This window comes from Qipengyuania gelatinilytica (genome assembly GCF_019711315.1).
In the GTDB taxonomy this organism is placed as follows: Bacteria; Pseudomonadota; Alphaproteobacteria; order Sphingomonadales; family Sphingomonadaceae; genus Qipengyuania; species Qipengyuania gelatinilytica.
This window is the reverse complement of the sequence record NZ_CP081294.1, coordinates 1062002-1085641: the sequence shown is the minus strand read 5'-3', so window position 1 is coordinate 1085641 and position 23640 is coordinate 1062002. Positions and strand designations below refer to the sequence as shown.

At 62.9% G+C, this 23640-nt stretch carries 14 protein-coding genes; 3 read left to right on the top strand and 11 right to left on the bottom strand.

Annotated features, from left to right (window positions below; all coding sequences use genetic code 11):
- Nucleotides 1-45: 45 nt before the first annotated feature.
- From K3136_RS05400 to K3136_RS05385, 4 genes are all read right to left on the bottom strand, one after another.
- The gene (locus K3136_RS05400) at nucleotides 46-1101 is read right to left on the bottom strand and encodes a DctP family TRAP transporter solute-binding subunit (RefSeq protein ID WP_221431861.1); all 1056 of its coding nucleotides are present in this window, start codon (nucleotides 1099-1101) and stop codon (nucleotides 46-48) included.
- 206 nt (nucleotides 1102-1307) lie between these two features.
- Nucleotides 1308-2666: a sigma-54-dependent transcriptional regulator gene (locus tag K3136_RS05395; RefSeq protein WP_221431860.1), complete on the bottom strand. Its 1359-nt coding sequence runs from the start codon at nucleotides 2664-2666 to the stop codon at nucleotides 1308-1310.
- Nucleotides 2663-4408, bottom strand: coding sequence for a sensor histidine kinase (locus tag K3136_RS05390; RefSeq protein WP_221431859.1), 1746 nt, complete (start codon nucleotides 4406-4408; stop codon nucleotides 2663-2665). The genes K3136_RS05395 and K3136_RS05390 overlap by 4 nt, the downstream gene beginning before the upstream one ends.
- A gap of 175 nt (nucleotides 4409-4583) precedes the next feature.
- Nucleotides 4584-5696 carry a porin gene (locus K3136_RS05385; RefSeq protein WP_221431858.1) on the bottom strand — a complete coding sequence of 371 codons (1113 nt, stop codon included), beginning with the start codon at nucleotides 5694-5696 and terminating at the stop codon, nucleotides 4584-4586.
- 610 nt (nucleotides 5697-6306) lie between these two features.
- On the opposite strand from K3136_RS05385, the gene K3136_RS05380 reads away from it, so the two are divergent.
- Together K3136_RS05380 and K3136_RS05375 are read left to right on the top strand one after the other, a co-directional pair.
- Nucleotides 6307-6777, top strand: a complete 471-nt coding sequence (locus tag K3136_RS05380) for a hypothetical protein (protein ID WP_221431857.1) — start codon at nucleotides 6307-6309, stop codon at nucleotides 6775-6777.
- Between the two features lie 482 nt (nucleotides 6778-7259).
- A complete protein-coding gene (locus K3136_RS05375) occupies nucleotides 7260-11420 on the top strand; it encodes an endonuclease/exonuclease/phosphatase family protein (protein ID WP_221431856.1) in 4161 nt (1386 codons plus the stop codon).
- A 58-nt stretch (nucleotides 11421-11478) separates the two neighbouring features.
- On the opposite strand, the gene acs is transcribed toward K3136_RS05375, so the two are convergent.
- Nucleotides 11479-13365: an acetate--CoA ligase gene (gene acs, locus K3136_RS05370; RefSeq protein ID WP_221431855.1), complete on the bottom strand. Its 1887-nt coding sequence runs from the start codon at nucleotides 13363-13365 to the stop codon at nucleotides 11479-11481.
- A gap of 67 nt (nucleotides 13366-13432) precedes the next feature.
- Nucleotides 13433-15463 carry a TonB-dependent receptor plug domain-containing protein gene (locus K3136_RS05365; protein WP_221431854.1) on the bottom strand — a complete coding sequence of 677 codons (2031 nt, stop codon included), beginning with the start codon at nucleotides 15461-15463 and terminating at the stop codon, nucleotides 13433-13435.
- 119 nt (nucleotides 15464-15582) lie between these two features.
- On the opposite strand from K3136_RS05365, the gene K3136_RS05360 reads away from it, so the two are divergent.
- A complete protein-coding gene (locus K3136_RS05360) occupies nucleotides 15583-16476 on the top strand; it encodes an HpcH/HpaI aldolase/citrate lyase family protein (protein ID WP_282100032.1) in 894 nt (297 codons plus the stop codon).
- Here K3136_RS05360 and K3136_RS05355 read toward each other — a convergent pair.
- The 5 genes from K3136_RS05355 to K3136_RS05335 all read right to left on the bottom strand — a co-directional run bounded on the left by K3136_RS05355 (nucleotide 16473) and on the right by K3136_RS05335 (nucleotide 23533).
- Nucleotides 16473-17207, bottom strand: coding sequence for a 3'(2'),5'-bisphosphate nucleotidase CysQ (locus K3136_RS05355; RefSeq protein WP_221431853.1), 735 nt, complete (start codon nucleotides 17205-17207; stop codon nucleotides 16473-16475). The two genes, K3136_RS05360 and K3136_RS05355, sit on opposite strands and share 4 nt — an antisense overlap.
- Nucleotides 17208-17298: 91 nt before the next feature.
- Nucleotides 17299-18720: a sugar MFS transporter gene (locus K3136_RS05350; protein ID WP_221431852.1), complete on the bottom strand. Its 1422-nt coding sequence runs from the start codon at nucleotides 18718-18720 to the stop codon at nucleotides 17299-17301.
- Nucleotides 18721-18826: 106 nt separating this feature from the next.
- Complete coding sequence (locus K3136_RS05345; RefSeq protein ID WP_221431851.1) at nucleotides 18827-21202, bottom strand: glycoside hydrolase family 3 protein; 2376 nt, start codon at nucleotides 21200-21202, stop codon at nucleotides 18827-18829.
- 83 nt (nucleotides 21203-21285) lie between these two features.
- Complete coding sequence (locus K3136_RS05340; RefSeq protein ID WP_221431850.1) at nucleotides 21286-22485, bottom strand: MFS transporter; 1200 nt, start codon at nucleotides 22483-22485, stop codon at nucleotides 21286-21288.
- Nucleotides 22472-23533 carry a LacI family DNA-binding transcriptional regulator gene (locus K3136_RS05335; protein WP_221431849.1) on the bottom strand — a complete coding sequence of 354 codons (1062 nt, stop codon included), beginning with the start codon at nucleotides 23531-23533 and terminating at the stop codon, nucleotides 22472-22474. Before K3136_RS05335 ends, K3136_RS05340 begins: the two co-directional genes overlap by 14 nt.
- Between the last annotated feature and the right edge of the window lie 107 nt (nucleotides 23534-23640).

The window sequence follows — 23640 nt, the reverse complement described above, 5'->3', positions numbered from 1 at the left end:
CTCAGGTCAGCCGCGCCTGCGTTGTGCAGTTAATCGAGCGGTCGATTACTGCTTGTTGGCGTCCTGTGCGGCCTTGACCGTAGCAGCGCCTACGTCAGGCGTGAAACGCTCCCACACCGGGCGCAGGGCAGTAACCCACTGCTCGCGCTGTTCGGGGGTAAGCTCACGCACGACCGTGCCGGTTGCTTCGATCGCTGCACGCGCTTCGGCTTCCAGGTCGTTCACCGCCGCGTTCCGTTCCTGCGAGACTTCCTTCAGGATGCGGGTAAGGTCGGCACGATCCTGTTCATCGAGGCCGTCCCACCAACGCGAGCTGGTCACGACCATGTAGTCGAGCACGCCGTGATCGGTGTTGGTGATCCCGTCCTGCACCTCGAAGAACTTCTGGCCATAGATGTTCGACCAGCTGTTCTCCTGACCGTCGACGACGCCGGTCTGGAGCGCGCCGTAGACTTCCTTGAACGACATCTTCTGCGGGTTGGCGCCGAGCTGGTCGAACACGGCCACCAGCACGTCGGAGTTCTCGACACGGAATTTCAGGCCGCGCGCATCGGCGGGGACCAGCAACGGCTTGTCAGCCGAAAGCTGCTTCATGCCCGAATGCCAGAACGAAAGCCCCTTCAGGCCCTTGTCGCTCATCGAATTCAGGAGATCCTGACCGGCCGGCGAGGCCTGGAAACGATCGACCGCGTCGATGTTGTCGAACAGGAACGGGAAGTTGAAGATGCGCAGCTTCGTGGTGTAATTTTCGAACTTCGACAGCGAAGGGGCGGCCATCTGGACATCGCCCAGCAGCATGGCTTCAAGCACCTTGTCGTCATCGTAGAGCATGGAGTTGGGGTAGACCTCCATGCACATGCGGCCGTTCATTTCCTCGTTCACGCGTTCCTGGAGGAGGTTGGCCGCGATCCCCTTGGGGTGCTTGTCGGTATTGGTGACGTGGCTGAACTTGATGACCTGTTCGCCGGCATCGCAGCCGCTGTTTGCAGCAACATCGCCGCTGGTGCCTTCGCTGCCAGCCGCCGCATCGTCATTGCCTGCGCTGCATCCGGCAAGTGCCAGTGCGGCGATAGCCGTGGTGTAGGTGAAAACCTTCAACATCCTAATTCTCCCATATTCTCTTTGTCAGGCACCTTTGCAGTGCTCGCGATCCGGGGAAGAGGATTTGCAGGCTCCGGACAATCGCTGAACCAGCGCGTAGCGAAAGAAAACGTCCTCGTGTTTGCACTTCGTCTCGCTTCCGACACATTCGCCTCGTGGAAGGTATAACGGAAAGGTAACATCAACCCGATGACTTCGATCAACGCCTATTCGCCGGACGCAAAATCGACCCGGTTCAGTTCGTGGCGAATCATCTTTTCGTAGAGCGTCTTTCGCGAAATCCCGAGCTCTTCGTAGGTCGCTTTAAGATTGCCTTCGTGCCGGATCAGCGCATCGACAAGCGTCTCGCGCTCGGCTGTCTCCATGATCTGGTGCAGTGTCGGTCGTTCGGACCCGCCGGGCGTCGCGCCAGCGTCCTGCTCGTCATCTATCCCCATGAGGAAACGTTCGGCGAGATTGCGCAACTCCCGCACATTGCCCGGCCATTGCCGCTGCGAAAGCGAGGACAGGAACTGCGCCGAGGGGCGACGGTAATCGAAGACATTGTGGCGCGTTGCCGTCGCTGCCAGCAAATGCTGGAACAGCGCGGGCAAGTCCTCGAGCCGATCGCCCAGCGAAGGCATTGCGACAGTCGCGACCGCAAACCGATAGAGCAGGTCCTGACGAAAATCGCCATTCGCAACCATGTCTTCAAGCGAGCGGTTGGTTGATGTGATGATGCGCGCGTCGAGGTCGATCTGGTCGTATCCTCCGACCCGTTCGAAGGTCCGCGTTTCCACAAGCCGCAGCAATTTGGTCTGGAGCGAGGGAGGCAGCGAACCCACCTCGTCGAGGTACAGCGTTCCGCCGCGCGCGTGTTCCAGCCTGCCATAGCGCGCCCGGCTTGCCCCCGGGAAGGCATCGGCTTCGTGACCGAACAAGAGGTGTTCGATATTGTCCTGCGGCAGGACGGCGAGGTTGATCGCCACGAAGGGTTTTCCGGCGCGCGGCGAAAGATCGTGCAGCAGGCGTGCGGCCAGATCCTTGCCCGTGCCGGTTTCGCCGGTGATCAGCACGTCGAGATCGGTGGGCGCGAGCGAGCGCAGCCGCTCGCGGGTCCTTGTCATCACCGTCGAAGACCCGACCATCAACCGGTCCAGCGCATCTCCCGCCCCTTCGATATTGGCGCGCAGTTCCCGGTTCTCGAGCGAGAGTTTGCGAAACTGGAGCGCGCGGTCGACGCGCTCGCGAAGCGACTGGTTCGAGAACGGCTTTTCCAGGAAGTCGAAGGCGCCTTTTTGCATCGCATCGACGGCCAGCGGGACATCGCCATGCCCGGTAATCAGGATCACCGGCAGCGCTTCGTCGATTTCCTGCGCGGCAGCCAAGAATTTCAGCCCGTCCATGCCCGGCATGCGGATATCGGAGACGACGATGCCGGAAAAATCGCGAGACAAGCGTTCAAGCGCGCGTTCGGCCTTGGCGAAAGCCATGACCTGCCAGCCGGCGACGGTGAGGCTTTCCACGGTCGTATCCCGCACATCCTGATCGTCATCGATGAAGATGACATCGGTTTTCTCGCTCATGCTGCCTCGTCCCTTCTGGCAAGGAGGGGAAGCGCGACAACGAAGACCGCGCCTCCGTTTTCGCCGCGCCGGTATTGCAAGCTGCCGCCGAATTCCTCGATGATCTTCATCGACACGGACAGGCCGAGGCCCAGTCCCTCGCCGCGCTCCTTGGTCGAATAGAAGGCGTCGAAGATCCGTGCCATCCTGTCATCGGGTACGCCCGGACCATTGTCGGAGAAGGATATCTCGATCTGGCCATCCTTTTCGAACGACGCGATGTTTATCGCGCACGGGTCCGCGCCGGCCGAACAGGCGTCGAGCGCGTTGGCGATCAGGTTGATGAAGACCTGCGACAAGCGATTGCGTCCGGCGTTGACGAAAAGGTCCGGGAGCAAGTCCACTTCCACCACCGCCTCCTGCTTGACGATCCGCGGCTCCAGGATGCCGAGTGCATCGTCGAGCGGCAGGGCGAGGGCCACCGGGTAAACATCGCTACGCGGCTGGCGCGAGAAGTTGAGCAGGCGCTTGGTCAGCTTGGCAATGCGATCGGTCATGTCCAGGATCGCGCCGATCTTAGCGTTTGCCTGCTCGGTTGCCGATCGATCGAGATATTCGCGCGCGAGTTCCGCGTTGGACCGGATCGCGGTGAGCGGCTGGTTCAGTTCGTGGCTCACCACCGCCGACATCTGCCCCACCGATGCGAGCTTGGCGGCCTGGGTCAGTTCCAGATGGGTTTCGCGCAGGTCCTTTTCGATTACGTGCCGGCGGGCAATCTCGGCCTGGAGGTCGCGGTTCGCCTCGGTGAGCTCGGAGGTGCGACACTTTACCGTCTCTTCCAGCTCTCTTCGCATCGTGCGCTGCAGGTCCAATCGCTCCTGCAAGGCCGAGCGCCGTGACAGTACGAGCAAGCCGAGCAGGGCCACAGCCAACGTCGATATCGCTGCCAGCCATCCCACCAGCCTGACATATTCGAGCGCTTCCGCCCGCGATTTGGCGACGATCACGTGCCAGCTGCTGCGGGTATCCGTAACTTCGCGCACTTCGGCGCCGCGCGGATAGAGAGCCGCGAAACGATCATCCGCAAGCGCTTCTGCCACGGTTCTTCCCGTCGCTCCGCGCTGGTTCGCGACCGCAATCCCGCCCCTGCCATCGGTCACGAAAATCGTATCGACCTGCAGCTGCACGTATTTCTGCAATTCATAGAGCGACGCGATGACGACGACGATCAGCGGATCGTCACCGGCGTTGCGCGAGACCTCGTAAGCGAAGGCGTACCCGCGATAGCCGTTCGGCCAGACCACGAAGCCGCGCCCCAATCCGCCATCCGAAGCGGTCTTGAGGACTTGTCTCGGGATGATCGACGTATCGCCGTCGGGAAAGATCGAGGCATAGGCGCCGGCCACCAGCGATCCATCCGACCGGACCACCAGTGTCGCCTGGGTGCCGGTTGCCGCGTTCCAGCGGTTGAGCCTGTTTTGCAGCCCAGTGGTTTCGATGTTTGGCGCCGAATTGATGCGCGCGAAGGATGGGTCCTCGGCGTATATGGCGGCGAGGGCCCAGTATTGCTGCTGCCATCCCTCGATCGCGGCGACGTAACTCTGGGCGGAACGGTTCATCTGTTCGTCGAGGTCGCTTTGGGCGTTTTGCCGCGCCATGTGCAACGCGCCAAGCGTCACGGCTCCGACCAGCATGGCAAGGCCGACCAGCCGGATGCCCACCTTGCGCCACAAGGCGCCGCCCGACGTTTCGAAAAACTGCATCCCTCCACTCCCCGGAGACGCTTTTGCGTCTGCGGCAAGCCATAATACGTCCGAAGGCACGATGTCGATGACCTGTCTTGGGGTGGCGGAAACAAAGACGCGCCGTGCCGACGGGGAAGTGTCGATACGGCGCGTCTTCATTTTGGCCGGCTCACATCAGCCGGCCGCGATGCAATCAGAAATCGTAGCGAGCGCCGACCTGGAACTGGGAAAGGCTCTCGCCGCTGCTCGAGGAAGGTGCGCGAAGCACATCGTTATCGAGCGTCTCGAAAGCGACCCAAAGCCGGGCGTCCTTCGACAAATGGTGCGCATATTCCACCTTGTAGGAATTTACATCGCCAGAGATGTCGCAGGAATCCACTGCATAGCGTCCAAGCAATTCGTTACCGCCGAAACGATAGCTGCCGAATACGCCCGTGACGCTGCGGGATTCGCCGCTGCAGTTCGGAATGCCATCCACGCGGCCTTCGGTTGCCGCATCGCGCAGGCGTACGGTCCCGGTCGAGCCGCCATAAAGGTCGAAATCGTCGGTCTGCTGGTGGTGATAGGCCGACAGCTTCAAGCCGTCTGCCGGGAAGACCCAGCCGCGCACGCCCCACAGCGTTCCGTTGTTTCCGCCGCGATTGTCCTTGATGCCAGCGACCTGGATCTTGGCAATGTCGAAATCGTACTCGGCCCCGATCTGGAACTGGTCGAAACTGTCGCCGTCCTGGTTTTCCGTCTGGGTCGCGAGACCGACGGTCAATCCGCCGGTCGAATAGTAATATTGCAGCATGTCGTCATCGCGGATCGAACCCAGGCGCGTGGAGTCCAGCCCGTCGCTGAAATAGGAACTGCGTACGAAGCGGTGGAAGACGATCGTCTGCGAACCGTAATAGAGGCTGCCGTAATCGTCGGACTGGACGCCGACATAGGCAAGGCGCAGGGTGGGATCGGCATTTTGCTGGAAGTCGACCAGATTATCCGACCGCAGGCCGTATTCGATCGTGCCAACCAGCGCCACGCCGTCGGCGACGCGCTTCTTCGCATTTACGGAAATCCGGCTGAGATAATCGCGGCCGTTGAGCGAGTCGTCATCGGTACCGGCATCGATATAGTCGAAGCCGAGGCGCAGCGATCCCTTGAAATTGACCTGGAATTTGTCGTCGAGCGGAATTTCAGGCTCGGCCACATCATCGAGGGTCTCGGTCGTCCCGGTAGGCTTCAGCTCGGTTGTGGTCGTTTGCGCCAGAGCGGGTGTGGCAAGTGCAGTGGAGGCAGCAAGGATCGCTGCGGCAAGCTTTTTCACGATAACTCTCCCATCAGTTTTTTATTTGGGTGGCGACGGGAGAGGGCCTGTTGCGGCTGGATGCAATCGCTTGCGGCATGGCAGCCGCCCGGGCCTGCAGGATTTTTTCGCTGCCGTTCCGAAACGGTTACATCGACGGGCAAGGCCGCATTCCGGAACGGTAACATCCGGCCTTCAGGCCGAGGCTCGTCGCGCCTGGCCAGCTGGCCGACCGATCCGAATGAGGACGTCCGCGAATCAGTCAAAGCGCCGTTTTGAAAATGCTGAGGCCACGCGCCGGGCGATCTTTCAGGGGGCGTGGCGCTCGCTACCTGCCTGTCGGATGGCAACAGGAGGGGGATCGCACCTTGGTGCCTATGCATGACATCATCGAGTTCAGATTACATCGGCTTTTCCCGGGCTCTCGAGCGGGCCGTTGAATATCTTCGAGACAGATTTGCGAGCCGGTGTCGAAGGTCCACCTTGCGCAATCATCCCGGACGCGCGGGCCTTTCGAGAGCATGCCCTAAGCGGACCGGCAGCGTCTCACCGAGAATGTGCACCGCTGACGTCTCTTTGTGGGTGGAAGGCGGTCGTTGCCATCTTGTAGTCGTTGGCCCACACGAAACGCATGGAATGGCAGTTAATAGCAAAAGACTTTGCGAACTGTGATGGTGCGCTTTGTGACATCTACGTGCAAGACGCGAGCGTCGATGACTGGCAGGCTGTCATCGATAGCCTCAGGCAATCCAAGTTTAGGCTCGAACTTCAGATAAACGGTCAAGTGACCGAGTTGCCTAGGGACGTTTCGAAACTCTTATTCAGGGATCCAAGCGTTTCCTGTCCGAGCATGTATGTCCACATAGGCAGCACCACGCTGAACTGTCATTTCTTCACCGCCGAAGAGATCGAGTTCGACCTCAATCCGCGCGATATGCAGCCTGAATTGCTGCCCGATGTCCTCTCTTTCCTGAAGTTACTCGGCAGAGCGACAAGCAAACCAGTGATACTTACGGTCGAGAATACGCCAGAGGCCGCAATCATGCGATTTGAACCGACCAATTCAGAGGTAGAGTATGTTGGGCCTGCCTACAGCTCGTGAACGTCCGCAATCGGGTCGTAAGCGGAATGACCGCTTATGGATAAGTCATGCCGTAATAGGCGGTAGGCTAGCGGCGCCTCAGTTGATGTCATCCCAGACCAGGCTGAACCGAGCGAGGTACTTGCGTAGTCGATCAGCGTCATTGGTCGATTTGCGCCGCAGCCTCACTGCCGTCGTCCTTGTTTGAGCTCCACAAGCCTTGCAGCCGTGCGATCTCGGCTTCGATTGTGGCTGTATCGATCCGTCCGTCCGGGCTGAGAGTCGCCATACGGGTCGTACTGGCGGACAAATCGCGAAAACTTCCGTTTCACGAGGCGCGCTGCGACTGGATTTCGGATGAGTCCCGATATGGGACAGTTCGATATTTGGCGGGAAAACTCGGGCCGAGTCATTCTTTTGTCTTAAGAAAACCTTAAAAAGCCCTTCTGATTGCGGCCCGAATCCCTTGCGGCCGCTCTTTCCAGTTTCTGAGGGGTCAGATCATGGTTGCCGATACGAGCACGCGCGTATTCATCAATGAGTTCCATTACGACAATGCAAGCACCGACACGGGCGAATTCATCGAGATCGCAAATCTCGACCTGATCGACCTGACCGGTTGGACGCTGGTCCTCTACAACGGCTCGAACGGCACCGATTATGGCACCATCGCGCTCTCGGGCAGCGAACAGTTCACCACCGTCAACCTGCCGACCAACGGTTTGCAGAACGGCGCGCCCGACGGCTTCGCGCTCGTCGATGCAGGCGGCAATGTGGTCATGTTCCTTTCGTACGAAGGCAGCTTCACCGCGACTACTGGCCCCGCAGCGGGCCTGACCAGCACCGATATCGGCGTGGCGGAAACGAGCAGCACTCCGATCGGAGACTCGCTCCAGCTCACCGGAACGGGATCGACCTATGGCGACTTCACCTGGGCGGATGCCTCGGCGAACACGTCGGGCGCGGCAAACACCGGCCAGGTCATCGAAAGCCTGACCCCGGTCGTCTTCATCAACGAATTCCACTATGACAATGCCAGCAGCGACGTCGGCGAATTCATCGAGGTTGCCGGTACTGCCGGGCTCGACCTGACGGGCTATTCGCTCGTGCTTTACAACGGGTCAAACGGCGCGGTGTACAACACCATCGCGCTCGACGGTTCGGTAATCGACGACGAGGGCACGGGCTTTGGCGCAGTCGCTTTCGACCTGCCGAGCAATGGCCTGCAGAACGGTGCACCCGACGGGATCGCGCTGGTGGCTCCCGACGGCAGCGTGCTCCAGTTCCTTTCCTATGAAGGCACCTTCGTCGCCGTCGACGGTCCTGCCGCCGGCATCGAAAGTACCGATGTCGGTGTAGCCGAGACGGGCACCACCAATGTGGGCGACTCGCTCCAGCTTACCGGCACGGGCAACGATGCAATCGACTTCACCTGGACCGGCCCGTTGGCCGAAAGCCGCGGCACGCTGAACGCCGGGCAGAGCTTCGGCGACGGTCCTCCTCCGCCGCCACCGCCGCCCCCGGCAACCGGTGGCGACGTGTTCTTCAACGAATTCCATTACGACAATTCGGGTGGCGATGTCGGCGAGGCGATCGAACTCGCCGGTGCTGCCGGCACCGACCTCACCGGCTGGAGCATAGTGCTCTACAACGGTAACGGTGGCGGCGTTTACCGCACCGTCAGCCTCTCGGGAATCATTCCCGACCAGGATGACGGCTTCGGCACGATCAGCTTCGATGTGTCGGGCATTCAGAACGGCGCGCCCGACGGTTTTGCGCTTGTCGATGCCGATGGTAACGTTGTCCAGTTCCTGTCCTACGAAGGAACGATGACCGCGACCGACGGTCCCGCCGCTGGCCTGACCAGCATCGATGTCGACGTCGAGGAAGCAGGCAGCCCCGAAGGCTTCTCGCTCCAGCTGACCGGCACCGGTTCGAACTACGAAGATTTCAGCTGGACCGGCCCGGTCGATGACAGCTTCGGTTCGGTGAACACCGGCCAGGACTTCGTCGCGCCGAACCCCAATGGCAGCTTCTATGTCGACGATGCCTCGGTGACCGAGGGCGACAGCGGCACGAGCGCGCTGGTCTTCACGGTGCGCCGCACCGGCGGCACCGATGGCGAAGTCTCGGTCGACTATTCGGTTGTGCTCGGCAACGGCCCGCAGTCGGCGAACGCTGCCGACCTCGCTGGTGCGCTGTCAGGAACCGTGACTTTCGCGCCCGGCCAGACCGTCGCCGAAATCACCATCCAGGTGGTGGGCGATACGCTGCCCGAACCGACCGAGTTCCTCGGCCTCGAACTGTCGAATGCAGTGGGCGGCGCGGACATCCGCGACGGCGAGGCCACCGGCGCCATCATCAACGATGAAGCGCTCAACCTCCAGATCGGAGAGATCCAAGGCGAAGGCCACCGGTCGATCTATGTCGACAACCTCGTCACCACCACCGGCATCGTCACCGCTGTCGCCTCGAACGGCTTCTACATGCAGGACCCCGATGGCGACGGAAACTACGCGACGTCGGACGCTATCTTCGTCTTCACCCGTTCGGCGCCTGCCGTCGTCGCGGGCGATGCCGTGACCGTGAGTGGAACGGTCGGCGAATTCACGCCGGGCAATGACGAAAGCAATCTTTCGACCACCCAGATCACCGACGCGACCATCACCGTCGAGAGCAGCGGCAACGCGCTGCCACAGGCGGTAGTGATCGGCCCCAACGGTATCACGCCCCCGACCGAACTGGTCGATGACGACATGCTGACCGATTACGATCCGGCAACCGACGGCATCGATTTCTGGGAAAGCCTCGAGGGCATGCTCGTCACGATCGAGAACCCGGTCGCAATCGACAGCACCAACAATTTCGGCGAGCTGTGGACCGTGGCAAGCGACGGCAACGGCAACCTTTCGGCCACCAATGTGTCCGAAACCGGCCTGGTCGTGATCGAAGGCGGCGCAGGCGGCCTTGGCGAATTCGACAGCGGGGCAGGTTCGGACTTCAACCCCGAACGTATCCAGATCGACGGCGGTTCGACCCTCAACGGTGTCGTCTTCGATACGCCCAATGTGACACCCGGCGCGGTCCTCGAGAATGTGACCGGCGTCATCAGCTATGGCTTCGGCAATTACGAACTGCTGCCGACCGAGATGGTCACCGTCGCTGCGCCCAGCAATGCGCTGGCCGAATTCTCGATGCTCGAGGGTGCGGTCAACCAGCTGACGATCGCGACCTACAATGTGCTCAACCTCGACATCAACGATGCGGACGGCGACGCCGACGTGGCCAATGGCCGCTTCGAGGCGATCGCATACGACATCGGTGTGGCGATGAACGCGCCCGATATCGTGGTGCTGGAGGAAATCCAGGACGACAGCGGTTCGTGGAACGACGGCACCGTGTCCGCCGAGATGACGCTGCAGGCGCTGGCCGATGCGATCTTCGAACAGACGGGCGTGCGCTACAACGTGCTCGACAATCCCTTCGTGGAAGACGGGCAGACCGGCGGCCAGCCGGGCGGCAATATCCGCGTGGCCTTCCTCTACCGTGCCGACCGCGTCGATCTGGACCCGGATTCGGTATTCACGATCGATGACGATGCCTTCGCACGCACGCCGCTGGTGGCGACGTTCGAATTCAATGGCGAAGACGTCACCGTGATCGGCAACCACTTCACCTCGCTGATCGGCTCGGACAACATCTTCTCGGCCAACCAGCTTCCGGAGATGGCAGGCGCACTGCAGCGAGCCGAGCAGGCTGCTGCGCTCAACGCCTATGTCAGCGCATTGCTGGCTGCCGACGCAGGTGCCAACATTGTCGTCGCCGGCGACTTCAACGACTTCCAGTTCGAAGAGACGCTGGAAATTGTCACGGGCGATCTCGACTATGCCGGTGGCATGGTGATGGACGGCACCGATGTCGAGCTGGGGAACCTTGCCTACCTGCTCGACGCGAGCGAGCGCTACAGCACGCTGTTCCAGGGCAATGCCCAGATGATCGACCACATCCTTGCCAGTGAAAGCCTGCTCGATGGCGCGGCGATCGATATCGTCCATCGCAACATCCACACCGCCTCGGGCGTGTCGGACCACGATCCGGTTCTCGCACGCTTCAACATCGGTGTGCAGGTGATCGATGCGGGCAACGGCGCCGACGACGTGAGCGGCAATGACGGCAACGACCTGATCTTTGCCGGCAATGGATCGGACAGCGTGTTCGGCCTCGGCGGCGATGACGAATTGTTCGGCGGCAACGGCTGGGACGAGCTGTTCGGCGGGGACGGCAACGACCTGCTGAGCGGCGGCAATGGCAAGGACCTGCTTGTCGGCGGCGCCGGAAACGACCTGCTGATCGGCGGGCTGGGCGCAGACACCTTCGTCATCGCCACCACCGGCGGCACGGATATCATCGCCGACTTCGGCACCGGTCCCGACACCATCCTGCTGAGCGACACCGACGGTTCGGACGTCGGCTTCGTGCAGAACGGTGCGGATACCGAGATTTATGTCGCGGGCGCACTCGTTGCCGTGGTTCTCGCCAGCCAGGCCGCCGACGTCGAAGCTGCCAGCGAATTCTCGGAACCCGCTGTGGCAGTGATGCCCGACATCGTCGCCGTGGAATATCTCGACGTGCTCTACGCACCGTCGGACTTCGCGGTACTCTGATAGGCCAGGAAAAGACGCTCTCCGGCGGTGATCGCCGTCGGGGAGCCCGTCTTCCGGCCTAGGCCGACCTCGCGCCTTCGATCAGCGCGTCAACCACTGCGGGATCCGCAAGCGTTGATGTGTCGCCGACCTTGTCCGGCTCGCCCTCGGCAATCTTGCGCAGGATACGGCGCATGATCTTGCCGCTGCGGGTCTTGGGCAGCGCGGGAGCGAACTGGATCACGTCGGGCGAGGCGATCGGGCCGATTTCCTGACGCACGAACTGGCGCAGTTCCTTGCGCAATTCCTCGCTCTCCGGCTCGCCCGCATTGAGCGTGACATAGGCGTAAATGCCCTGGCCTTTCACATCATGCGGCATGCCGACCACCGCGGCTTCCGCCACCTTGGGATGGGCGACCAGCGCGCTTTCGACCTCGGCCGTGCCCATGCGGTGACCGGATACGTTGATCACGTCATCGACGCGGCCGGTGATCCAGTAATAGCCATCGTCGTCGCGCCGACAGCCGTCGCCGGTGAAGTAGCGCCCCGGATAGGTCGTGAAATAGGTCTGGAAGAAGCGGTCTTCATCGCCCCAGACCCCGCGCATCTGGCCGGGCCAGCTCTGCGTGATGACGAGATTGCCCGAAGTCGCCCCTTCCAGCAGCTTGCCCTCATTGTCGACCAGCGCCGGATAGACGCCGGGCAGGGGCTTGGTTGCACTGCCCGGCTTGGTCTCCACCGCCCCGGGCACCGGCGCGATCAGCGCGCCGCCGGTCTCGGTCTGCCACCAGGTGTCGACGATCTCGCAGCGGCCATCGCCGACGACCTCGTGATACCAGTTCCACGCCTCGGGATTGATCGGTTCTCCCACGGTGCCGAGCAGCCGGATCTGCGAACGATCGTGCCGCTTCACCCAGTCGTCTCCCTCGCGCATGAGGGCGCGGATCGCAGTGGGGGCGGTATAGAAGATGGTCACGCCGAGCCGGTTCGAGGTTTCCCAGAACCGCCCGAAGTCGGGATAGTTCGGCACGCCGTCGAACATCACCGTCGTCGCGCCATTGGCGAGCGGGCCGTAAACGACATAGCTGTGGCCGGTGACCCAGCCGACGTCGGCCGTGCACCAGAAAACATCGTTATCCTTCGCGCCGAACAGCATGTCGAAGGTGGCGGTCACCCAGTAGAGATAGCCACCGGTAGTGTGCATCACGCCCTTTGGCTTGCCGGTCGAGCCCGAGGTGTAGAGGATGAACAGCGGGTCCTCCGCGCTCATCTTCTCGGGCGGGCAATCGGCGGAAACTTTCTCGCGCAGGACATGCCACCAGTGGTCGCGGCCTTCGACGAAGGCGACATCGCCGCCGGTGCGCTTGACCATGATGACCGCCTCGACGGGCGATTTCTCGAGCGCCTTGTCGGCATTGGCCTTCAAGGGAATGCGCTTGCCGCCGCGCGATCCTTCGTCCGCCGTGATGAGCATTTTCGCGCCGCAATCCTGGATGCGGTCGGCAAGGCTGTCCGGCGAAAAGCCGCCGAAAACCACCGAATGGATCGCCCCGATCCTTGCGCAGGCGAGCATGGCGAAAGCCGCCTCGGGGATCATCGGCATGTAGATCGCCACGCGGTCACCCTTGCCGACGCCGCAATCCTTCAGCGCATTGGCGAAACGGCAGACTTCCTCGTGAACTTGCGCGTAGGTGAGGCTGTAGCCTTCGCCCGGCTCGTCGCCTTCGAAGACGATCGCAGTCTTGTCGCCACGCTCCGCCAGGTGACGGTCGAGGCAATTGACCGTGACATTGAGCTCGCCATCCTCGAACCAGCGGATGCCGAAATCCGCCTCGTCGAAGGAGCTGCGATTGGCCTTGGTGGGGAACGTGTCCCAGTCGAGCCGCCTTGCTTCCTCCAGCCAGTAGCTTTCCGGATCGCGATCGACAGCTTCGTGACGGGCGGCGAGGTCTTGCTGGGCATTCATGGAAATGGCGTCTCCTCTCAAGGGGCCGGATCATATCTGCCCAGCGCAGCGACGCAATGTCCGATATCTAGCCGCCGATCCTGATGCCGATCCAGACGGTCCGCGGCGTGCCGTAGTCGATCGATCCGCCCTGGTTGCGGGTGACGATATCCTCGTCGGTCAGGTTCTCGCCGCGCAGGACGATGGAGGCTTCGTCAGTCACAGGAAGCTGTGCGAACAGGCCGAGCGTTGTGACCGCAGGCAGGACGTCGCTTTCCAGATCGTCCTCGAACTGGCGCCCGACATGGCGAAGGTTTGCTGCGATGAGGCCGCTATCGCCGAACCGATAGCTAACGGTCGCACCCCCGACCCAGGCAGGGGTTTGCGAAGGCCGGTTGCCGTCGAATGCCGCGCCATCCTGCTGCGCTTCGGCATCGGTATAGGCGAGCGAGCCATCGAAACGCAGGCTGCCCAGCGCGACGCCAAGGCTGGCTTCGATACCGCGCGCTTCGATGGCATCGATATTGCGCCGCTGGCGGGTCAATGGGTCGAGCGTGACATTGGCAATCGCGCCCTCGACGCGGTTCTGGAATGCGGTAAGCGACAGGTCGAAAATATCGCCGGACGCGAAGTCTACACCCGCCTCGAAGCCTTCGAGCCGCTCGTTTTCCAGTGCGGCATTGGCATTGGTGGTGACCGGGAAAACCACGAAGGGCCGGTAGAGTTCATTCAGCGTGGGAAGGCGCAGGCCGGTATAGGCCGCCGCGCGAAGGCTCAGTCCGCCACCTGCATCGAAGACCGCGCCGCCACGGAAGGACTCTTCCCAGCCGGAGCGGTCCGCAAAGCGTTCCTCCAGCAGGACGGCACCATCGTCCGACCGCGCGACGTAGAAGCCGTCGCGGATAGTGTAGCGGTCTAGCCTTGCCCCCGCCGTGAGAGTGAGCGGGCCGAGCAAGAGGTCGTCCTCGATGAAGAAGCCGAGGTCGGTATTGGTGCCGCCCGCATTGCGCCGTTCGCGCACGGCACCGGTGAAGGCGCTGATCGCGGTTTCGAACAGCTCGCCCTCGCTGCGCCGATAATCCATGCCCAGCCGCAGGACATTGCTGTCCCCCACCGGCGGTCGGATCTCGAACTTGCCGCCCAGACCGGTCGAAGGCGTGTTGCGCTGGTCGAGGACCGGAACGAAGCGCGTCGAACTGATAACGATATTGGTGAAGTTGCGCGCCTGCACATAAGCGAGCGCGTCGAATTGCCAGTCGCCCCTGCCGACGAGACGCAGGCTCGCATCCTGTCCGGTGCTCGAACTGTCCGCGCCGTCGAAGCGCAGGGTACGGCGGTCGTCATAGACCAGCCCGCGCGCCTGCAACTCCATTGAGTCGCCGATTGGCGTGACACCGCGTGCCTGGACCGACCAGCTGTCGTAGGCAGCGCGCGCGCTGGCATCGACGCGGTCGGCTGGCGGCGTCGTGAAGAAGCCCTTGTCGCGGTCCCAGCGCCCGGAAATCACTCCGAAACCGTCGCCAAGGTCGCCCGCAACATGGGCCGCGCTTTCGGTGCCGCCGCGGTCGTTGACGTAAACATGCCCGCCGAAGCTGCCGAGCGTTGCGGCGTCGGCGCTTTCGAGTTCGATGGTGCCCGCTAAAGCACCTGCGCCGAAGGGGCCCGAACCGCCGCCGCGCGTCACCCTGACTTCGGCGAGCCGTTCGGGCGCGATTGCGGTGAAGGGAATGAAGCCGAAAAACGGGTCGGCCATGGGCACGCCGTCAAGCAGCACCAGCGCACGGCTGGTGGCATTGCCGCCCAGCGAACGCAGCGTCGCGCCCTGCGCGCTCGGATTCGAGGAGCGGCTGTCGGAGCGGCGGAATTGCTGGAAACCCGCAACGCCGGCGAGCGCGTCCTCGATCCGGCCGGACGAGGTCGAGACAAGCTGCTCGCGCTCGATCAACTGCGTGTCATAGGCAGGGCTCGCCGGGGTCTGGTCCAATCCTTCGCCGGTTACGATGATCAGCGCGTCATTGTCGCCAGCCGCATCGGCTTGCTGGGCCAGTGCATTGGGCGCCCAGATGGCGGAAAGGCCTGCAACGGTGAGGAAAAGCGAGCTGCGCAAAGAGTGTCTCATCGCCTTGCGTCTACAAGACATGCGGCGCGGCACAACCCGCCGCGCGCATTGGCGTTCGGCTTGACTTAAAGTGGCAAGAACGGCTCAAGGCGCGCAGGACTGAGCAGAGAGGATCATACGTGTCTCAACCAAGGGCCCTTCCGGCGCGCCACCGCAGCTGGCTGTTCGCACCGGGCGACAGCGAAAAGAAGATGACGAAGGCCACCGAAGGCGAGGCCGACATCGTGATTTTCGATCTCGAGGATGCGGTTGCAGACGACGCCAAGCCCGCCGTACGCGAAGCGATCTGCGCTTTCCTCAAGACGCGCGATAATGGCGAGCACGACCGGCTGTGGGTGCGGGTCAATCCGCTCGACGGGCCGCACACCGCCGATGATTTGGCCGCGATCATGCCCGCACGACCCGGCGGCATCATGCTGCCCAAGTCGCGCGGTCGGCATGATGTCGAGGCGCTGGACCAGATGCTCACGCCGCTGGAAATGGAGCTGGGGATCGAACCCGGCTCGACGCCCGTCATCGCGCTGGTGACCGAAGTCGCCGCAGCTATGTTCACCACGGGTGACTATGCGGGTGCACCGCGCCTCGTGGCGATGACCTGGGGGGCAGAGGACCTCGCCGATTCCATCGGGGCGATGTCGAACCGCGGCGAGGACGGCGAATACAGCTTCACCTACGAGCTTGCCCGCAGCCTGACCCTGCTCGGCGCTGCAGCGGCTGGCGTACCGGCCATCGAGACGATCGACGGCGATTTCCGCAATCTGGAAGGGCTGGAAAAGCGCGCCGGCAAGGTCCGCCGCGACGGTTATCGCGGCATGCTCGCGATCCATCCGGCGCAGGTGCCAGTGATCAACGCAGCCTTCAGCCCGAGCGAGGAGGAAATTGCCGAGGCGCGCGAGATCGTCGCTCTGTTCGAAGCCAACCCCGGTGCCGGTACCATCGGCCACAAGGGCAAGATGCTGGACCGGCCGCACCTCAGCAGGGCGCGGCAATTGCTCGCACAGGTCGAGGCCTAGTCCGCGAGCTTAGCCACTTCGGCAAGCACCCGTTCGGCCCATTCGGGACGGCAGATGAGCAAGTCGGGCATGTAGGTGTCTGCCTGGTTGTAGGTCAGCGGGCTGCCGTCGATGCGGCTGGCATGCATGCCATGCGCGAGAGCGACCGCTGCAGGTGCTGCGCTGTCCCATTCGTACTGGCCACCGGTGTGGAGGTAAATTTCCGCCTCGCCGCGAACCACGGCCATGGCCTTGGCGCCTGCCGATCCCATGCCGACGAGTTCTGCGCCGATCGTCTCGGCGACTGCCACGGCTTCCTTGGCAGGACGTGTACGGCTCACGACCATGCGCGGCTTTTCCGCCGCCGCAGGCACGTCGATCGGCGCGTCGGTCCGCAGCACTGTATCGAGACCGGGCAGGGCGACCGCACCGGTTTCCGGCTTGCCGTTCACGCATAGCGCCACGTGCACAGCCCAGTCGCTGCGGGCCTCGCCATATTCGCGGGTGCCGTCGACCGGATCGACAATCCAGACACGTTCCTTGTCGAGACGCGCGCTGTTGTCCTTTTCTTCTTCGGACAGCAGGCCATCCTCGGGGCGCTGCTGGCGAAGCGCGTGGCACAGGAACTGGTTGGCGGTTTCATCGCCAGCCTTGCCGAGCGACTTGCCTTCGAACATCCCGCTTTCCCGCACCTCAATCAGGATCCTGCCCGCCACTTCGGCGAGGTGGGCGGCGAGTTCGGCGTCGGTCATGGATTGTCCCTGCAGTACTTCAAAATGAATTCGGGGGCCGCATGGCAGACCGAAGCCTCCTTGCGAACCCCCGAAAAAGGATGATGTCCGATCAGCTTGCGGCAGGGCGCCTTGCGTAGATCCCAAACAGCGCGATGATCGCATAGCAGGCGATGGGCAGGATCATGGCCGTGCCCAGGCTGCCGCTCACATCGGCCAGCATGCCGGTCAGCAGCGGGATCACCGCACCGCCGAAGATGGCGATGTTGATGATGCCCGAACCGTCGGCAGCCTTGAGGCCCAGCTTTTCGCAGGCGAGCGAGAAGATCGTGGGGAACATGATCGAATTCATCAGGCCGACTGCCAGCAGGCTGTAACCCGAGACGGAGCCGGTCGTGTTGGTGGAGATCAGCACCAGGCTGATCGCGCCGATCGCCACGCCCATCAGGACGAGACCCGGGCTGACGAAACGCAGCACGGCCGAGCCGATGATACGTCCGACAAGGGCACCGCCCCAGTACATGAAGATCATGTCTCCGGCAGCACGCTCGGTCAGGCCAAGAACGCTTTCCTGCATCAGGTAGTTCACGATCAGCGAACCGATGGCGACTTCGGCACCCACGTAAAGGAAGATGCACAGCGCACCGAAAGAGAAGCGTGTGCGGCTGAGCAGGCTGTTGCCCCACAGCCAGATAGCGGGTGCAGCGAGAAGCAGCAGGATGCCGGGAATCTCGTTGCCGCGGATCACCAGCCAGCCGCCGATTGCGATCAGCACGATCCCTGCGACATAGCGCGCGGGGGTGGTGAGGGCGTCGCCTTTCATCGCGGCTGCGTCATGCGGCAGCTTGTTGCGGTTGATCCACACGACGAGCGCGATCACGGCGAGTGCCACGGCAAGGCCGATGTAGGTCGAAACGATCGCGGCGCTTTCTGCGGTGCGATACTGCTGGAGCTCCGCGCCCGAAAGTTCGGCTGCGCTCACCCCGGCAAGGCTGCCGAGGATGAGAGCCGAACCCACAATCGGGAAGATCGTGGTGCCGAGGCTGTTGAATGCCTGCGCGAAGGTCAGGCGGCTGTGGACGGTCTTTGCCGGGCCAAGCAGGCTGATCAGCGGATTGGTCACCACCTGCACGATGACGACACCGCTTGCGAGGATGAAAAGCGCGCCGAGGAACAGGCCATAGGTCGCGGTCTGGCTGGCGGGAATGAACAGCAGGCAGCCCGCCATCATGATGAGGAGGCCGGCAACCGCGCCGCGCATGTAGCCGATCCGCTTCACCAGCTGCGCGCCGGGAATACCGATCAGCAAGTAGGCGGTGAAGAAGCAGAACTGCACCAGCATTGCCTGCGTGTAATTGAGCGTGAAGAGCTCTTTCAGCTTGGGCAGGATCACGTCGTTGAGCGAAGTGATGCCGCCGAAAATGAAGAACAGTGCGAAGACGAAATACTGGAGGCCAGGCGCATTGACGTGCGCGCCTTCGGCCTCAACCGGATTCGGATCGGTGCTCGACGAAACGTCGGGTGCCAGTGCCATTTCAGTTATCCTCCCAAGTGCCGGTGCGACCCCACGGCGCCCGGTTTGTTTCTATGCCCTGTTTGCCAGCCTTTTTCCGGCGCACAAAGCGAATACGAATACGCCGTCAGAACGAGCAGTCGGTGCCGTCAGCGAATTCCTCGCGCACGACGCTGCCGATGTTGATCTTGAACGGCCCCTGCGACGTGAAGGTCAGCGAGGGTCCGAGATCGGCGACGCAGGCATCGGTAATGATCATCTCGCGATAGCCCTTGCCTTCCGCGACGGAGAGCTGCTGCGTGATGTCCAGCGGCTCGCCTGCGCCGACCTTCAAGTGGACGGCTGCGGAAGGCCGGGTCTGGACTTCGTAGATGACGCGATAGCCATATCCGTCGTCGCCGCCGCCCTGCGCCAGCTCGAGATAGGCGCCGGGGCCGAAGCTGATCGCGCGGGCATCTTCCTGTGCGTTGCGATCGAGGCCGATGGAGAAAATGCCGCCTGCTTCGCCGCGCAGATTGTCGAGCTTGCCGGTCGCTGTATTGGCGAGCACGCCGTCTGCAAGGCGACCGTTGACATACCAGTCCTTCGCCGCGCCCTGCTGGAGCGGGGCGCAATTCTCGTCCAGCGTCGGCAGCGGGCTGAGATCGTTGAACGAGCGGCCGTAGCCTACGGTGAAGAGCGCGCCTTCAGGGCCGTTGAGCGGGCCGTAATCGCAGGTTGCAGGCCAGCTGAAACCCAGCTTGCCGGTCGCGGGCATGGCACCCGTCAGGACGTCTGCAATGCCGGCACCTTCGCCGCCCGGCAGCCAGCTGGCCACGAAAGCATCGGCCGCGTTCAGTTCGCGGTTCACCCACATCGGGCGGCCCGAGAGGAAGACGGCCACGGTCGGCACGCCTTCCGATTTGAACTTGCGAAGGAGTTCGAGGCCTTCCTCGTCGGTGAAGCCGAGATGCTTCCGGTCACCGGCGAATTCAGCATAGGGCTCCTCGCCAAAGACGACGATGGCGACATCGGGCTTGTCCGAATAGCTGCCATCGGCCGACAGGGTGGCGCTGCCGCCGCTTTCCTCGACAGCGGTCTTGAGGCCGCTCCAGATCGAGGTTGCGCCGGGGAAATAGCTGTTGTCGAGGTCGCCACCACCCTGCCAAGTCAGCGTCCAGCCGCCCGCGGCCTGTGCGATATCATCGGCCGCGCCGCCTGCCACGAGCACGCTTGCGCCTTCCTTCAGCGGCAGGACGCCGTTGTTCTTCAGGAGAACCTGCGACTTGGCGACTGCCTCGCGCGCGATGGCGCGGTGTTCTGGCGAACCGATCAGGTCGTAATTGCCGGCATTGGGGCGATCGGAAGGCTTCACGAATTCATCGAGCAATCCTGCACGCATTTTCAGGCGCAGCACGCGGCTCACCGCCTCGTCGAGCTTGGCCATCGGGATGGTGCCGTCCTCGACCTGCGAAACCAGCGTTTCAAGCAGGCCCTTCCAGTCGTCGGGGACCATGTAGATGTCGAGACCTGCCAGCAGCGACTGCGGGCAATCGGTGTTGGTGCAGCCCTTGACCTGGCCATGGCCGTTCCAGTCTCCGACGACGAGACCTTCAAAACCAAGTTCACCGCGCAGCACGTCGGTCAGCATGTCCTTGTTGCCATGCATCTTGCGACCGTTGATCGAGTTGAAGCTGGCCATGATGGTTTCCACCCCGGCCGCGATGGTCGCGGGGTAGGGCGCGGCGTGCACCGCCTTCAGCGCCTCGATGTCGCCGTTCACATCGCCCTGGTCGACACCCTGGTCCGTACCGCCATCGCCGAAGAAGTGCTTGGCCGTGGCAATCACATGGCCTGCGCCGAGACGGTTTGCATCGCCCTTGCGGCCCTGCAGGCCTTCGACGAGCGCTGCGCCGAGCGGGGCGACGATGGCGGGGTCTTCCGAATAGCTTTCGTAGGTGCGGCCCCAACGGTCGTCGCGTGCGACGGCCACGGTGGGCGAGAAGTTCCAGTCGATGCCGGTCACTTCGATCTCGACCGCGGTTGCTGCACCGATACGGCGGATGAGATCGGCGTCGCGCGTTGCGCCCAGTCCGATGTTGTGCGGGAAGATCGTCGCGCGGATGATGTTGGTGTGGCCGTGGACCGCGTCGGTGCCCCACATGGTCGGAATGACGGGCTCGTCGCCTTCCATGGGCTCGACCGAGGCGAGATACATCTCGTCGGCATAGCGCAGCCATTCGCTGGCTTCGGCGTACTCATCGCCATAGGGACCGCCGTTGCCGCCGTTGAGGTAGCTGCCGAAACGATAGCGGCGCATGTCTTCGGGCGTGAAGCTGTTGATCTGCGGCTGGATCAGCTGTGCGACCTTGCGTTCAAGGCTCATGCGCGAGACCAGATCGGCAACGCGCGCATCTTCGCTTGTGCTGGCGCTTGCTACCGGTGTGCTTTCGACTTCTGCCGGAACGGTGTTGCAACCTGCCAGGGCCACTGCTGCAGCCGACACCAACCAAAACGCTTTCATGTTTCTCATCCCTCCGCGTCCTCTCCCGATTGAGAACGTTATCAAGGTGAAAACTGCCATGCGTTCGGCCCAAAAGCAAGCGGCTAGTTGAGGCGGGGCATGGTCGCCAGAAGGAGTGTTGCGAGGACCGTCAAAGCAGCGAGGACGATGAACAGGCCGCTGAAGCCGAATACGGGGACCAGCGCGAGCGTGAGCCAGGGCATGATGAGGCTGGGAACCGTGTTGGTCAGGTTGAAAATGCCAAGGTCGCGGCCCCTTGTCGAAGGCTTGGGCAGGACGCGCAGGGTCTGGCTCGAATGCAGGGCGAGGAAGACGCTGGTCGACAGGCCGAAGACGAGATAGCCGACGATCGCTTCCCCGATACCTTCGGCCGATGCCATGACGAGCAGGCCGGCTGCGCCCAACGCGGCGCCCAGCACGAGCGGCAGTATCGGACGGTCTTTCAGATCCGACCAGCGCCCGGCGAGCATGGCCAGCGGGACCGAGAGCGCGAGCACCAAAGCGAAGATGCGCGCGGTATCATTGTCGGTGAAGCTCGGATCGACCGAAAGGAACCAGATCAGCAGGTAGGCGAAGAGGGCCGCCTCGGCGATCTGCACCAGCAGGCGCGCAAGCCACATCCGCGCAACCGCTCCACGCGCTGCGTGCCGCGCCTCGGGAGCTTTCTCGGCCTTGTCCCCGGCGAGGTGGGGCATGGGGCGCGGCCTGCCGAACAGCAGCACCGGCAGGACCATGATCGCCACGATGCAGGCGACAATCGCCAGTCTCGCGTCCGGCCCTGCCAGGTCCGGAATTGTTACGAGCGCGCCCGAAGCGGCACCCAGCGCTGGAGCGAAGGCCAGCAAGCCGCCCAGCATGCCTTTCTGTTCGTCTGGAACGACGTCCCCGGCCCAGGCAGCAAGCGGGCCCAGCATCATGTTCAGCCCGATCTGCCAAAGCACGATGAGCCCCACCAGTTGCACTGGATTAACGGCGACGGGAACCGAGACGAGCAGGGCGCATGACCACACAAGCCCACCGACTATCCATGGCTTGCGGCTGCCCGTCCGGTCGCTCGCCCAGCCAAAGCCGATATTGGCGAGGCTGGCCGCGCTCGCACCGGCAAATGCGCAATAGGCGAGCAGGTCTATAGCGCCCAACCCGGCCATGCTTTCGGCGCGAACCGGCAACAGCAGTGTCAGGAAAGGGACGTAGGAAACCGCGCCGCCGGCAGCGGCAAGCGCATAGAGCCAGAGAAACCGGAGCGACTGGCGCTGCTCTGGACGAGCGTCAGCTTCCTGCATCAACCCTGGCCGAAGCCGTCGAGCCGCGCACGACCAGTTCGCCCTGGATTTGTACGGGCTCGGCCGGAGCGGGTTTCTTGCGGGCATCGATGAGCAACTCAACCGCACGCGCCGCAGTGGCGGCGATCGGCTGGTCGATCGCGGTCAGCGCAGGCTGGGTGAAGCGCACGATGGGCGAATTGTCGAAGCTGACCAGCGACAGGTCCTTCGGCACGTTCAGCCCACGCCGCCGCGCGACTTCCAGCACGGCAAGTGCCATCTGGTCGCTGCTGGCGATAATGGCCGTGGGGGCCTCGGTGAGGCCGAGCAGGCGCTCGGCCGCCCTGGCGCCACTTTCGAAACCGAAATCGCCGCGTTCGCACAGGCCCTCGGAGGAGAAGCCCGCATCCTCTAGCGCCGATGCCCAGCCTTCCATACGCCAGCCCGACAGGCTGAAATCTTCCGGGCCGGCGATGAAGCCGATGCGCTCATGTCCGAGCTCGATCAAATGGTCGGTGGCCAGCCGCGCATTGTGGCTGTCGCCCATGGTCATCGCGATGCCCGGGCCCTCCTGCTTCGACCCGATGCGCGCGAAAGGGATGCCCTTTTCGGCAAGCAGGCCGGTGATGAGCGAGTTTTCCGAGTGCGGCGGGGTCAGGATGACACCGTCCGGCTGCAGTGCAGCGATCGCTGCACCAAGTTCGCGTTCCACGTGGTCGCTATGCGTGTCGACCAGTTCGATCAGCATGCGGTAGCCATGTTCGGCACAGGTCAGCATACCGCCGAGCAGCATCTGGTCGACCCAGTCGCGGCCCTCGCGTGCCTTCCAGTCGGCGATGGTAAGGTCGCGGTCGTTGATGGCGAGGATCAGGTAGGAACGCGATCCGCTCATGCGTTGGGCGGCGATCGAGGGTACATAGCCCAGCTTGTCGATGCTTGCCTGGACCCGCTCTTTCATGGCGGGGCGTACGTTGGGTTCGTTGTTGATGACGCGGCTCACGGTCTGGAGCGAAACCCCAGCATCGGCTGCCACGTGCTTGATCGTCACCGACTGTCGCCGCCGACCCATAATCACATCCCCCATCCCATGCGAAAATGGCGTGCGCATGATCCCGTAACATCACGCAGGCACCCGCCAGCAGGGCATCTTGGTGTTTTACAATAAAGAACGGGCCC

Bases quoted from the DNA above. Each gene is read 5' to 3' on its own strand.
- K3136_RS05400 (WP_221431861.1), bottom strand. From the start codon at position 1,101: ATGTTGAAGGTTTTCACCTACACCACGGCTATCGCCGCACTGGCACTT.
- K3136_RS05380 (WP_221431857.1), top strand. From the start codon at position 6,307: ATGGAATGGCAGTTAATAGCAAAAGACTTTGCGAACTGTGATGGTGCG.
- K3136_RS05390 (WP_221431859.1), bottom strand. From the start codon at position 4,408: ATGCAGTTTTTCGAAACGTCGGGCGGCGCCTTGTGGCGCAAGGTGGGC.
- K3136_RS05365 (WP_221431854.1), bottom strand. From the start codon at position 15,463: ATGAGACACTCTTTGCGCAGCTCGCTTTTCCTCACCGTTGCAGGCCTT.
- K3136_RS05340 (WP_221431850.1), bottom strand. From the start codon at position 22,485: ATGCAGGAAGCTGACGCTCGTCCAGAGCAGCGCCAGTCGCTCCGGTTT.
- acs (WP_221431855.1), bottom strand. From the start codon at position 13,365: ATGAATGCCCAGCAAGACCTCGCCGCCCGTCACGAAGCTGTCGATCGC.
- K3136_RS05350 (WP_221431852.1), bottom strand. From the start codon at position 18,720: ATGGCACTGGCACCCGACGTTTCGTCGAGCACCGATCCGAATCCGGTT.
- K3136_RS05355 (WP_221431853.1), bottom strand. From the start codon at position 17,207: ATGACCGACGCCGAACTCGCCGCCCACCTCGCCGAAGTGGCGGGCAGG.
- K3136_RS05375 (WP_221431856.1), top strand. From the start codon at position 7,260: ATGGTTGCCGATACGAGCACGCGCGTATTCATCAATGAGTTCCATTAC.
- K3136_RS05335 (WP_221431849.1), bottom strand. From the start codon at position 23,533: ATGGGTCGGCGGCGACAGTCGGTGACGATCAAGCACGTGGCAGCCGAT.
- K3136_RS05345 (WP_221431851.1), bottom strand. From the start codon at position 21,202: ATGAAAGCGTTTTGGTTGGTGTCGGCTGCAGCAGTGGCCCTGGCAGGT.
- K3136_RS05395 (WP_221431860.1), bottom strand. From the start codon at position 2,666: ATGAGCGAGAAAACCGATGTCATCTTCATCGATGACGATCAGGATGTG.